The organism is Cupriavidus sp. GW822-FHT06G04 (assembly GCF_058799075.1).
The window spans coordinates 234,438-246,804 of record NZ_JBXALD010000007.1; the positions used below are offsets into that span (position 1 = coordinate 234,438).

At 61.5% G+C, this 12,367-nt stretch carries 8 protein-coding genes and 6 tRNA genes; 12 read left to right on the forward strand and 2 right to left on the reverse strand.

All coding sequences use genetic code 11. The features are described 5' to 3' along the window. Positions 1 to 88 precede the first annotated feature (88 nt). From AC1RKI_RS17660 to AC1RKI_RS17680, 5 genes are all read left to right on the forward strand, one after another. On the forward strand, positions 89 to 1,975 hold the full coding sequence (locus AC1RKI_RS17660) for an extracellular solute-binding protein (protein ID WP_227459226.1): 1,887 nt from the start codon (positions 89 to 91) through the stop codon (positions 1,973 to 1,975). Between the two features lie 27 nt (positions 1,976 to 2,002). Continuing rightward, a complete protein-coding gene (locus AC1RKI_RS17665; RefSeq protein WP_061959270.1) occupies positions 2,003 to 3,052 on the forward strand; it encodes a microcin C ABC transporter permease YejB in 1,050 nt (349 codons plus the stop codon). Next, complete coding sequence (locus AC1RKI_RS17670) at positions 3,049 to 4,179, forward strand: ABC transporter permease (protein WP_227459227.1); 1,131 nt, start codon at positions 3,049 to 3,051, stop codon at positions 4,177 to 4,179. The genes AC1RKI_RS17665 and AC1RKI_RS17670 overlap by 4 nt, the downstream gene beginning before the upstream one ends. Further along, entirely contained in the window at positions 4,176 to 5,843 is a 1,668-nt protein-coding gene (locus tag AC1RKI_RS17675; RefSeq protein ID WP_150981060.1) for an ABC transporter ATP-binding protein, read from the forward strand. The genes AC1RKI_RS17670 and AC1RKI_RS17675 overlap by 4 nt, the downstream gene beginning before the upstream one ends. 336 nt (positions 5,844 to 6,179) lie before the next feature. After that, positions 6,180 to 6,860 carry a C40 family peptidase gene (locus tag AC1RKI_RS17680; RefSeq protein WP_061959273.1) on the forward strand — a complete coding sequence of 227 codons (681 nt, stop codon included), beginning with the start codon at positions 6,180 to 6,182 and terminating at the stop codon, positions 6,858 to 6,860. A gap of 198 nt (positions 6,861 to 7,058) precedes the next feature. Here the strand turns inward: AC1RKI_RS17680 and AC1RKI_RS17685 are convergent, their stop codons facing one another. Next, the gene (locus tag AC1RKI_RS17685) at positions 7,059 to 8,009 is read right to left on the reverse strand and encodes a patatin-like phospholipase family protein (protein ID WP_492795039.1); all 951 of its coding nucleotides are present in this window, start codon (positions 8,007 to 8,009) and stop codon (positions 7,059 to 7,061) included. A gap of 210 nt (positions 8,010 to 8,219) precedes the next feature. Between AC1RKI_RS17685 and gltX the strand changes: the two genes are divergently transcribed. The 7 genes from gltX (at position 8,220) to AC1RKI_RS17720 (ending at position 10,699) form a co-directional block, all read left to right on the forward strand. After that, positions 8,220 to 9,617 (forward strand): glutamate--tRNA ligase, encoded by a 1,398-nt coding sequence (gene gltX / locus AC1RKI_RS17690; protein WP_492795041.1) that lies wholly within the window; start codon positions 8,220 to 8,222, stop codon positions 9,615 to 9,617. Positions 9,618 to 9,823: 206 nt separating this feature from the next. Next, positions 9,824 to 9,899: transfer RNA gene (locus AC1RKI_RS17695), tRNA-Ala, on the forward strand. Positions 9,900 to 9,907: 8 nt separating this feature from the next. Then, positions 9,908 to 9,983, forward strand: a tRNA-Glu gene (locus tag AC1RKI_RS17700). A gap of 66 nt (positions 9,984 to 10,049) precedes the next feature. After that, positions 10,050 to 10,126: transfer RNA gene (locus tag AC1RKI_RS17705), tRNA-Asp, on the forward strand. 168 nt (positions 10,127 to 10,294) lie between these two features. After that, positions 10,295 to 10,370 (forward strand) — tRNA-Ala (locus tag AC1RKI_RS17710). A gap of 110 nt (positions 10,371 to 10,480) precedes the next feature. Then, positions 10,481 to 10,556: transfer RNA gene (locus AC1RKI_RS17715), tRNA-Glu, on the forward strand. A 66-nt stretch (positions 10,557 to 10,622) separates the two neighbouring features. After that, positions 10,623 to 10,699 (forward strand) — tRNA-Asp (locus tag AC1RKI_RS17720). Positions 10,700 to 10,970: 271 nt separating this feature from the next. On the opposite strand, the gene AC1RKI_RS17725 is transcribed toward AC1RKI_RS17720, so the two are convergent. Beyond that, on the reverse strand, positions 10,971 to 12,329 hold the full coding sequence (locus tag AC1RKI_RS17725; protein ID WP_227459230.1) for an MATE family efflux transporter: 1,359 nt from the start codon (positions 12,327 to 12,329) through the stop codon (positions 10,971 to 10,973). Between the last annotated feature and the right edge of the window lie 38 nt (positions 12,330 to 12,367).

Sequence of the window (12,367 nt, forward strand, 5' to 3'; positions counted from 1 at the left end):
CCGCCCGAACCCATGTAAAATTGTCGCACAACTTCGCCCGGCCACAAGCCGCCGGGCTGTCTCGGGCATTGTGGAGGTCTGCAACCGGATGCTGATTCATGCACGTTGGCCGCTTTGGGCGGCAGGGCAGTGCTTCTGTCGTCGCGCGGTCGTGCAAAGTGGGTTGGCACTATCGATGGTGCTGGCTGCGGGTTTTCCCGTAGCGGCCAACGCCGCGCATGGTTTCGCGCTGCATGGCGATCTCAAGTATCAGCCGGATTTTGCCCACTTCGATTACGTCAATCCCAACGCACCGCAAGGCGGCACGCTGACGCTGGCCAATCCGGACCGGCGTACCAGCTTCGATAAATTCAATCCGTTTACGCTCAAGGGCACCTCGGCGCCGGGGTTGACGCAACTGATGTTCGAATCGCTGCTGATCGGCAGCGCCGACGAGTCCGCCAGTGCGTATGGGTTGCTGGCCGACGACGTCACGCTGGCACCCGACGGGTTGTCGGTCACGTTCCATATCCGGCCCGAGGCGCGCTTCGTCAATGGCGATCCCGTACTCGCGTCGGACGTCAAATATTCCTACGACATGCTGATGAGCAAGTCTGCAAGCCCGGGCTATCGCAGCATGTGCACCGACGTCAAAGGCGTGGTGGTGACCGGCGAGCGCACGGTGCGATTTGATTTCAAGCAACGGAATGCCGAATTGCCGCTGATCGTCGGCTCGCTCCCGGTGTTCTCGAAGAAGTGGACCGCCGAGGTGCCATTCGAGAAGCTGACGTTCGAGGCGCCGATCACCAGCGGTCCGTACAAGATCGAACGCTACGATGCCGGTCGCGGCATCGTGTTCCAGCGCGATCCGAACTACTGGGGCAAGAAGCTCGCGGTGCGGCGTGGCACGTTCAATTTCGGTCGGGTGGTCTACCGTCTGTACAAGGACGAGACCGCCAAGCTCGAGGCCTTCAAGGCCGGCGAATTCGACGCGATTGTCGAATATCGCTCGAAAAACTGGGCCAAGAGTTATGTCGGCACGCGCTTCGGCAATGGCGAACTGATCAAGACCGAGTTTCCCCATCGCAACGGCGCCGGCATGCAGGGCTTTGTGATGAACATGCGCAAGCCGATGTTCCAGGACGTGCGCGTGCGCAAGGCCCTGATTCTCGCGCTCGATTTCGAATGGCTCAACCGGCAGTTGTTCTACGGCGCATACAAGCGGCTCGACAGCTGGTTCTCGAATAGCGAACTGGCCGCCAGTACCACCTTCGACGGCAAGCCTGGTCCGGGCGAACTGCAACTGTTGGAGCCGCTGCGCGCCGATCTGCCGCCGGAGGTGTTCGGCCCCGATGTGGTGCAGCCAACCACCAATGCGCCGCGCTCGCTGCGCGACAACCTGCGCGAGGCGCGCCGTCTGCTGGCGCAGGCGGGGTGGACCTACGAGGACGGTGCGCTGCGCAACGCCAAGCGCGAGCCGATGGTGTTCGAGTTCCTCGACGATGGCGGCGCGATGAGCCGGGTCATCACCGCCTACGTGCGCAACCTGGAAAAGCTCGGCATCGAGGTGCATCAGCGCACCACCGATTTCGCGCTGTATCAGAAGCGGCTGGAGGATTTCGATTTCGACATGGTGTCGATACGCTTTCCCGATTCGCAAAGCCCCGGCAATGAACTGCGCGACCGCTTTTCCACGGAGGCGGCCGGCACGCCCGGATCGGACAACCTGTTTGGCCTGAAATCGAAGGCGGTGGACAAACTCGTCGACGACGTGCTGCATGCCGAATCGCGCGAGGAACTGGTGACCGCCGGTCGCGCGCTGGACCGCGTGCTGATGCACGGCTATTACATCGTACCGAACTGGTACAGCGCATTTCACCGTGTGGCGTATCGCAAGGAGCTGTCCTATCCGACGCGCCTGCCGTACTACTACACCGCGGAGGGCTGGATCCTTTCCAACTGGTGGCGCAACGACCTCGCGCCGAAGACCCGGTAATCCAGACATCCATACAACGGACGGCCAATGTTTGCCTATCTGCTCAAGCGAATCCTGCTGATGATCCCGACGCTGATCGGCGTCATCACGCTCACGTTTGTCGTGATCCAGTTTGTGCCGGGCGGCCCGGTCGAGCAGATGATGCTTGAAATGAAAGGGCGCGGCGCGAGCGGTGAAGCCAGTGGCGGGGGCGCGGAATATCGCGGCCGGCGGGGCGTGGATCCGGACAAGATCAAGGAGATCCAGGCGCTCTATGGCTTCGACAAACCGCCCATCGAACGTTACTTCATGATGCTCAAGCGCTTTGCGCGATTTGATCTGGGCCAGAGCTATTTCCAGCACCGCAGTGTGTGGGAGCTGGTGAAGTCCAAGATGCCGGTTTCGATCAGCCTGGGGCTCTGGACATTTTTCCTGACCTACCTGATATCGGTGCCGCTCGGCATATCGAAGGCAATCCGCGCCGGCAGCCGGTTTGACGTGATCAGCAGCTTGATCGTGCTGGTGGGCTACGCGATCCCGGGCTTTGTGCTCGGCGTGCTGCTGCTGGTGCTGTTTGGCGGCGGCACGTTCGTGCAGTGGTTTCCGCTGCGCGGGCTGACTTCGGACGACTGGGACCAGCTTTCGCTGATGGGTAAGGTAATGGATTACCTGTGGCACCTTGTGCTGCCGATCACCGCGTCGGTGGTGGGCAGTTTCGCCGTGGTGACGATGTTGACCAAGAACGCGTTTCTGGAGGAAATCCGCAAGCAGTACGTGCTGACCGCGCGCGCCAAGGGCCTGTCGGAACGGCGCGTGCTCTGGAAACACGTGTTTCGCAATGCGCTGATTCCGCTCGTGACCGGATTTCCGGCGGCGTTCATTGGCGCGTTCTTCACGGGGTCGCTGCTGATCGAGACGCTGTTCTCGCTGGATGGCCTGGGCCTGCTTTCGTATGAAGCGGTGCTGCGCCGCGATTATCCCGTGGTACTCGGCACCCTGTACCTGTTCACGCTGATCGGGCTTGTGACGCGGCTCATTTCGGATGTCTGCTACGTAATGGTGGATCCTCGCATCCATTTCGAAGGGATGCACCGATGAAATTGCGTACCGCAAGTGTCGCCGGCAGCAAAGCCCTGCCACATTCGCTTTCGCCGCGCCAGCGCGCCTGGCAGCGTTTCCGCCGCAACCGGCTTGGCTATTGGAGCCTGATCCTGTTTGTGGTGATTTTCCTGCTGAGTCTGGCGGCCGAAGTGCTGTCCAGCGATCGCCCGCTGGTGGTGCGCTACAAGGGCGAGTACTACTTCCCGATCGTCAAGGTCTATCCGGAAACCACGTTCGACGGGGATTTCGCCACGCCGGCCGATTATCTCGATCCCTATATTCGCGACCGAATTACCACGCACGGCAACTTCGCGGTGTTCCCGCCGAATCGTTATTCCTACGATTCGATCAACTATTTCGCGAAGGAACCAAATCCCGCGCCGCCGTCCGCCGACAACTGGCTCGGCACCGACGACCGCGGGCGCGACGTCCTGGCGCGGCTGCTGTATGGTTTCCGCGTTTCCGTGCTGTTTGGCATGGCGCTGACGATTATCGGCGTATTGATTGGCACGCTCACCGGCGCGCTGATGGGATTCTTCGGCGGCCGTTTCGATCTGTTCTCGCAGCGCGCCATCGAGATATGGAGTTCGATGCCCGAGCTGTATCTGCTGATCATTTTCGCGTCGATCTTCGAACCGAGCCTGGCGTTGCTGATCATCCTGCTGTCGCTGTTCGGCTGGATGGGATTGTCAGACTACGTGCGTGCCGAGTTCTATCGCAACCGCTCGCTCGACTATGTCAAATCGGCGCGCGCGCTGGGTTTGTCGAATGTCCAGATCATGTGGCGCCATATTCTGCCCAATAGCCTGACGCCGGTCATCACCTTCCTGCCGTTCCGCATGAGCGCCGCGATCCTGGCACTGACAAGCCTCGATTTCCTCGGTCTGGGCGTGCCGCCGACCACGCCCAGCCTGGGCGAACTGCTGGCGCAGGGCAAGGGAAACCTCGATGCCTGGTGGATTTCGCTGTCGACCTTTGCGGTGCTGGTGATCACGCTGTTACTGCTGACCTTCATGGGTGACGCGCTGCGCGATGCTTTTGACACCCGCCTGGGTCTCGCGCAGTTGCGCGGCCGGGTAGAGCCGAAAGTACCTGCCGGCAGCGCCGCGGAGGTGACGCCATGAGCGCGGTGACGCCGATTTTCGATCCGCTGCATCCGGTCGCGCCGCCCGCGCCCGGTACGCTGCTGATGTGCGTGGACCATCTGTCCGTGACGTTTGGCGAAGGCGAGAGCGCGACGCGCGCGGTGCGCGACGTGAGTTTCGACCTGCGCGCTGGCGAGCGATATGCGCTGGTGGGTGAATCGGGCTCGGGCAAGACCGTCACGGCGCTGGCCATGCTGCGGCTGGTGGAGGATGCCACCTATCAAGGCGCGATCCGGTTCGAGGGCAAGGACCTGCTACAGGTGAGCGATCGCGAAGTGCGCCGGATCCGCGGATCGGAAATCGCGATGATTTTCCAGGAGCCGATGACGGCGCTCAATCCGCTGTACACGATCGGTAACCAGATCGTGGAAACCCTTGCGCTGCATGAGGGGTTGGATCGGCGCGCGGCTCGCGAGCGTGCCATTGCGCTGCTCGAGCGCACGGGCATCAGCGATGCGGCCAACCGTTTCAACAGTTTTCCCCACCAGTTGTCGGGCGGGCAGCGTCAGCGCGCCATGATCGCCATGGCGCTGGCCTGTCGCCCGAAGCTGTTGCTCGCCGACGAGCCGACCACAGCGCTGGACGTCACCATCCGCGCCCAGATCCTGGATCTGCTGCGCAGCCTCCAGGCGGAATTCGGCATGGCCGTGATGTTGATCACGCACGACCTGAATATGGTTCGTGCGTTTGCGCAGCGGGTGGGCGTGATGGAAAAGGGTGTGCTGGTCGAGACCGGCGAGACCGCCGAGGTTTTCGCCAATCCGCACCACCCGTACACGCGCAAGCTGATCGACAGCCATCCCAGGCGCGAAGTCCTGCCGCTGGTGCCGCTGGCGCCTGTGCTTCTGGAAACCGACGCACTCTGCGTCAACTATCACAAGAAGCGCTCCGGGTTTGCCGGCTGGTTCCTGAAGGAAGCGTTTGCCGCGGTGAAGGATGTCACGCTGCAACTGCGCGAGGGCGAAACGCTGGGCATCGTCGGGGAGTCCGGATCGGGCAAGACCACGCTTGCGCACGCGGTATTGGCGCTGCAACGCAAGAGCAGTGGGGCGATCCAGTTTCTCGGGCGCAGTTTCGATGCGTGCACGCAAAAGGAACGTAGTTCGCTGCGCTCGCGCATGCAGGTGGTGTTCCAGGATCCGTTCGGATCGTTATCGCCGCGCATGACGATCGAGCAGATCGTGGGCGAGGGCTTGGCGCTGCACCAGCCCGGGCTGTCGCCAGAAGCGATGCGGGAGCGTGTCATCGAGGCGCTGCGTGAAGTCGGGCTCGACCGCACGGCGCTGGGACGTTATCCGCACGAGTTTTCCGGCGGGCAGCGCCAGCGGATCGCCATCGCCCGCGTGTTGATCCTCAAGCCGCAGGTGTTGGTGCTCGACGAGCCCACGTCGGCGCTCGATGTATCGATCCAGCAGCAGGTTCTGGCATTGCTGTCGCAACTTCAGCACAAGTACAACCTCAGCTATCTGTTCATCAGCCACGACCTGGCGGTGATTCGGGCGATGGCGCACCGCGTGATCGTGATGAAAAACGGTGAAGTGGTGGAATCGGGCGAAACCGAAACGGTGCTTGGTGCGCCGCAGCATCCGTATACGCGCAAATTGATGGCCGCCGCCCAGCTTGGTGCCGCGCGGATGATGTGATTCCTGCCGCCCGCCGGCAGATGCGCGTAACACATACTCAATATTCGGTTTCCAAGAATCAAGATACGTTTTTGATGCTAATTCTTTGATTTGCTAGCGAATTGAGGAAAATTTGTAACCATCTTTGACACGTCAAAGCCCGGTCCTTTAATATCGCGCGATAAGTTTTCGGGGGTGGTTCGTCCGTCGCATGCTGACCTTGGGGAAGGTCGTTGATGCACGCGGCTGGTGCAGTTCTGCTGGCGTACTTTTTGCGTACGATCCGCCCTGATGTTTTCACGCTGTCCGGCTTTGTCTGATTTGCCGGTCAGATTTGTCCGATCATCAGGAGAACCAATGCAGCAGACGGTACTTCATTCCCTGGCGCGCGCCGCTATCGGAATTGCCATTGCCTGCGGTGCGACTGTGTCGAATGGAGTGCTGGCGGATACGGTATTCAAGGATCCCGACGCCCGGATCGAGGCTCGCGTGGAAAGCGCCGATGCACATCCGGAAGGCAAGCGCGGCTTGCTGTCGTCGGTCATGAATTCCACCAGCAACGTTGCCAGCAAGGCTGGCGATCTGGTCATGAACGCGCTGGGCCTGATTGGCGTGCGTTATCGCTTCGGCGGTAACAGCCCCGAATCGGGTCTGGACTGCAGCGGCTTTGTTCGCTACGTGTTCAACGACACCTTCGGCTTCATGTTGCCGCGCCGGTCCGTCGAAATGAGCCAGGTGGGCACCACCGTGGCCGTCAACGAACTGCGTCCGGGCGATCTCGTGTTCTTCAACACGATGCGCCACACGTTCTCGCACGTCGGTATCTATATTGGCGACAACAAGTTCGTGCATGCGCCGTCTACCGGCAGCAAGATCCGTGTCGACGACATGCGTGCGTCGTATTGGGTGACGCGCTACAACGGCGCCCGCCGTATCGACGATTCCGCGCGCGTCTCGACCGAGAACACGGGCAGCATCATCGAAACGCTCAAGCGTTACGATCCCAACGCGCAAGGCAGGTCGATGCTCGGCGGCTGAGTTGGCGCCTGGGACATCGCCAGATATGAAAAGGACTGCTCGGGCAGTCCTTTTTTATTGCTTCGCGCCAGTCAGATGCCGTGCCGCAATGGACGTCCACGGCTGACATGCCGTGTCACATGACTGACGATTTCCGTCAGTTTTCGTCAATCTCCGTCAGGCGGTGGTCGAATATGACAACGGTTGCCTATTTGGCGATCACTGCGTGGCGACCGTTCCCGGCGTGGCGGGGCGCGTCCGGGCCGCCGCGAGCTTTTCCCGCAGGGCCGGCAAGGCCGCGGCGGTGGCCTGCTCCCCGGCCAGGATCGCGCGGTTGCGCGACGCGAAATCGCTGCCGCCCATATCGGGCAGATCCGGGCGGATGACCACGTCGGCGCGCGCCAGGGCCATCTTGTTGATCGACTGGCCCATGATCGCGGTGGTCTGCAGCAGCACGCCGCCTTGCCCGCTGTTCTTCTGGCTGGAGGGATCTGCCGAAATATTCACGGCAATCACAAATTCCGCGCCCATCTCGCGCGCCGCGTCGACCGGCACCGGCTCGACGAGGCCGCCGTCGACATAATCGTGGCCGCCGATCGATACCGGCTGGAACACGCCCGGCACGCTGCTCGATGCGCGCACGGCCTGGCCGGTGTTGCCACGCCGGAATACGATGCGGTCGCCGGTTTTCAGGTCCGTTGCGACGATGCCGAGTGGCAGCTTCATGGTCTCGATCGGGCGATTCTTCACCAGCCGATTGACGTAGTTCTGCAGCGCTTCGCCTTTGACCCAGCCGCCAAACTTTGTGCCGAATGGCAGTGCCCAGTCGGCGATCGCCGCTTCATCCATGGTCAGTGCCAGCTTGTTCAACTGAAATCCATCCATGCCCGTTGCGTACAGCGCCGCGACCACCGATCCTGCGCTGGTGCCGGTCACGATATCGGCATGAATGCCCTGGGCTTCGAGCGCTTTGATCACGCCGATATGCGCGAAGCCGCGTGCTGCGCCGCCGCCGAGCGCCAGGCCGATGCGGACCGGCCGTGCAGGCACGGGGGTTGGCGGCACGCTGGTAGTCGTGCCCGTTGCCGGCGGCACAGTTGGCTTCGGGCCGAATGAACAGGCCGCCAGCAGCATTGCCGCCGAAGCGCCCAGGAAATTTCGTCGTTGCATCGAAAGGGATGAGAGGCTTGCTGAAAGTGATGCAAAAGGCATCGGCGGGTCGCGCGGCCTTAGGATTCGGCATGCGGACCCGTCTGAGACTGGCCGCAGCTTAAATGATTCCGTGGCCCGGGTGCAGTGCGGGCAGGGCGTATAATGCGGCATTCAATGAAATCCGGCCTGCGCGCACCTGTGCGCGGGCCTTTTTGTTTCTCCCCGACCATGACACAACGCGTCCGTACTCGTTTCGCGCCGAGCCCGACCGGCTTCATCCATCTGGGCAACATCCGTTCTGCGCTTTATCCCTGGGCGTTCGCGCGCCGCATGAAGGGCGATTTCATCCTGCGTATCGAGGATACGGATGTCGAGCGTTCGTCGGAAGAGGCCGTCAATGTGATCCTGGAAAGCATGGCCTGGCTCGATCTGGATATCGACGAAGGCCCGTTCTATCAGATGCAGCGCATGGACCGCTATCGCGCCGTCGTCCAGCAGATGATGGATAGCGGCCTCGCCTACCACTGCTATATGAGCACCGAGGAACTCGACGCGCTGCGCGAAGCCCAGCGCGCTGCCGGCGAAAAGCCGCGCTACAACGGCTTCTGGCGGCCGGAGCCGGGCAAGGTGCTGCCCGAACCGCCCGCTGGTGTGAAGCCCGTGGTGCGTTTCAAGAATCCGATTGGCGGTAGCGTGTTCTGGGACGATGCGGTCAAGGGGCGCATCGAGATTTCGAACGACGAACTCGACGATCTCGTGATCGCGCGGCCGGACGGCACGCCGACGTACAACTTCTGCGTGGTCGTCGACGATCTGGACATGAAGATCACCCACGTCATCCGTGGCGACGATCACGTCAACAATACGCCGCGCCAGATCAATATCATCCGTGCGCTGGGCGGCGACGTGCCCGTCTACGCGCATCTGCCCACCGTGCTGAACGAGCAGGGCGAGAAGATGAGCAAGCGCCATGGCGCCATGGCGGTGACCGGCTATCGGGACGAAGGTTATCTGCCCGAGGCGGTGCTGAACTATCTGGCCCGCCTTGGCTGGGCGCACGGCGACGCGGAGATTTTTTCGCGCGAACAGTTTGTCGAATGGTTCGATCTGGATCATCTCGGCAAGTCGCCGGCGCAGTACAACCCAGAGAAGCTTGCCTGGCTGAACAACCACTACATCAAGACCGGCGACAACGCGCGCCTGGCCGATCTGACCCGTCCCTTCATCGAGGCGCTCGGCGGCAAGGTGGAAGGCGCCGATCTGGTCGGCGTGATCGCGCTGGTCAAGGACCGTGCGAATACGCTCAAGGAAGTCGCGCAAACCGCGATGCTGTTCTATCGCGGCGAGCCCCAGCCCGATGCGGCGCTCAAGGCCGAGCACCTGACCGACGAGATCCGTCCGGCGCTACAGGCGCTGACCGCGCAACTGACTTCGCTGCCTGAGTGGAAGCGTGAAGCGATCAACGCGACGTTCAAGGCCGTGCTGGCGGAATTCGGCCTGAAGATGCCGAAGCTGGCGATGCCGGTGCGGCTGCTGGTGGCAGGGCAGTTGCAGACGCCGAGTATCGACGCGGTGCTGGAATTGTTCGGGCGCGAAACGGTTCTGCGCCGTCTGGCTGCCATCTAAAAATGTGCGGAAAAGTCTTTGCGGGGGCTTGCGCTCAAGCCGAGACTTCAGCATAATCTCGTTCTCCCTGCTGCGCGACGCAAGTCAAGCAGATCGGTTGAAAAATCGAAAAGGGGCTTGCAAATCGGCGTGATTGCTTTATAATCGCCGCTTCGCCGGAAATGCAGTAAATCTGGCGGCAGGATGCAGTAAATGGCAGTAACTTCGGGGCTATAGCTCAGCTGGGAGAGCGCTTGCATGGCATGCAAGAGGTCAGCGGTTCGATCCCGCTTAGCTCCACCAAAGTTTCTGTCCCCTTCGTCTAGAGGCCTAGGACATCACCCTTTCACGGTGAGTACAGGGGTTCGAATCCCCTAGGGGACGCCAAATATTGGACGTAATCAGACGTCCAGTTGGCTGTCCGGAGCGAAGCTTCGGGTGGCAACCGACAAAGGAGCGGTAGTTCAGTCGGTTAGAATACCGGCCTGTCACGCCGGGGGTCGCGGGTTCGAGTCCCGTCCGCTCCGCCAGACTGAGCCCGCTTGGGTGAAACCAAGCGGGTTTTTATTTGGGTAGGAAGCGATTATTGAATAATCGCTTTTTCGATTACCTGAAGCAAATGTTGTCAGCTTCGAAAAATCGAAATATAATCGCGGCTTCGCAAGAAAATGCGATCAGGAAATACTCGGAAGTATTATGGGGCTATAGCTCAGCTGGGAGAGCGCTTGCATGGCATGCAAGAGGTCAGCGGTTCGATCCCGCTTAGCTCCACCAGAATTCCGAGGCGCTTGAGCAGTAAAAAAGCGCTTCAGGTTGCGAAAAAGTTCTGTTAAAATGCCGGACTTCGTAGCAATAGACGGAAACGTTGCTCGCAACAGATTTCTGTCCCCTTCGTCTAGAGGCCTAGGACATCACCCTTTCACGGTGAGTACAGGGGTTCGAATCCCCTAGGGGACGCCAAATATTGGACGTAATCAAACGTCCAGTTGGCTGTCCGGAGCGAAGCTTCGGGTAGCAACGAAACAAGGAGCGGTAGTTCAGTTGGTTAGAATACCGGCCTGTCACGCCGGGGGTCGCGGGTTCGAGCCCCGTCCGCTCCGCCAACTTTTGAAAAAGCCTGCATAGCAGGCTTTTTTTTCGTCCTGCGGAAGTGTGATTCCTGCGGAAGTGTGATCGGCGAACGTATGTCGATCACATGGCGCCTCGGGGCTGCCACACCGGCGCAAGTCCGGCCGCCGCCATCGCAACCGCCTGCGCAAGTTCATGCGCGCCGTGTCGGATCCGTCCCACCACGTCCCGGCAACGCCCGTTCCACCCGTACATCCGATCGAGAGCGCCACGCTCGCGTGCGCCCGATCTGGCGCATCAACTCATCTAGCGTACCTCAGGCACCCGGCTGACCTTGCGGAAATACCGCACGAGCAGTGTGCCGGCAATGGCGAGACTGACGCTGTTGGCGAGCCAGAAACCCGAGGCGCCACGCGTGAATGCCGGCATCGACTCGATCAGTCCGAAGCCGAGCACATAACCGCCGCCCAATCCCACGCCCCACAGCGACCCGGCATAGATCAGCGTCGGAATCAACGCGATCTTGTAGGCGCGCAGAATAAATGCGCTCATGACCTGCACGGCGTCGAACGCTTGATAGAACGCGACAAACAGCATCAACGGCAACGCTTTTGCCACGACGGTGGGATCCTTCGCATAGGCGTTCAGAAGCGGCTCGCGCAATAGCCAGAGCAGGGTGCCCGTGACCAGGGCGATGCTCGCGCCAAACCGGATGCCGCGCCAGCCGATGCGCCGCGCCCCGGCAAGATCGCGCGCGCCGATCGCTTGCGCTACAAGCGTCGACGTGGCGATCGAAAGCGACAGTGGCATCATGTACGCCACTGCGCTCAGGTTGGCGATGATCTGATGGCCGGCGAGCGTGTCCGTGCCGAGCCGTGTGATGAAGATCGACATCAGCGTGAACGACGTGATTTCGATCAGGTAAGTCAGTCCCATTGGCACGCCGAGGCGCAGCAGCGGCCAAATCCGTTGCCAGCGCGGCCATTCCCATCGCGCAAAAATGCCGAGCGGACGATAAGCACTGCCCAGGCGCAGGATCGCCAGGCCGGACGCGCACCACGTCCAGCTGATGATCGTCGATGCCAGTGCGCAACCGGGGCCGCCCATCGCATCGACGCCAAGTCCACCGTGGATAAACCAGGCATTGAGCGGCACCTTCAGCATCAGCCCGGCAATCTGCAGGACCGTCACCATGATCGGGCGCGACAAGGCATTGTTCAGCGCCATGTAGATGCGGAACGCGAGCGCCGCCGGGAGCCCGAAGGCCACGATATGCAAATACCGCGACGCCTTTTCCACCAGCTCGGGAGGCGCCTTTGCGAATGCCAGCAACGGTCCCGGAAACAACAGGAGCAGCATGCCGGGGATGGCGAGCGCCAAGCCCAGCCACGCGGCCTGGCGGACTTCGACGCCGATTTCCTCGATGCGCCCCGCGCCGTACAGCTGGCCTGCCGTCGGGGCCAGGGCCTGCAACACGCCCATCAGGCTGATATAGACCGTCACGTAGATCGATCCGCCCAGCCCCACCGCGGCGAGGTCAGTGGCCGACGCACGGCCTGCCATGATGGTGTCGATGACGCCGAACGCAATTACGGCAAGTTGCCCCACCAGTACCGGTGTGGCCAGATGGACGATGCGGCGAAGATCTTGCAGCGCGCTGCTCATGGGGAGGTCGGATCGGCGGCTGGCCGATTCTGGCCAGC

Coding starts and splice junctions, on each gene's coding strand:
- AC1RKI_RS17660 (WP_227459226.1), top strand. CDS start 89: ATGCTGATTCATGCACGTTGGCCGCTTTGGGCGGCAGGGCAGTGCTTC.
- AC1RKI_RS17665 (WP_061959270.1), top strand. CDS start 2,003: ATGTTTGCCTATCTGCTCAAGCGAATCCTGCTGATGATCCCGACGCTG.
- AC1RKI_RS17670 (WP_227459227.1), top strand. CDS start 3,049: ATGAAATTGCGTACCGCAAGTGTCGCCGGCAGCAAAGCCCTGCCACAT.
- AC1RKI_RS17675 (WP_150981060.1), top strand. CDS start 4,176: ATGAGCGCGGTGACGCCGATTTTCGATCCGCTGCATCCGGTCGCGCCG.
- AC1RKI_RS17680 (WP_061959273.1), top strand. CDS start 6,180: ATGCAGCAGACGGTACTTCATTCCCTGGCGCGCGCCGCTATCGGAATT.
- AC1RKI_RS17685 (WP_492795039.1), bottom strand. CDS start 8,009: ATGCAACGACGAAATTTCCTGGGCGCTTCGGCGGCAATGCTGCTGGCG.
- gltX (WP_492795041.1), top strand. CDS start 8,220: ATGACACAACGCGTCCGTACTCGTTTCGCGCCGAGCCCGACCGGCTTC.
- AC1RKI_RS17725 (WP_227459230.1), bottom strand. CDS start 12,329: ATGAGCAGCGCGCTGCAAGATCTTCGCCGCATCGTCCATCTGGCCACA.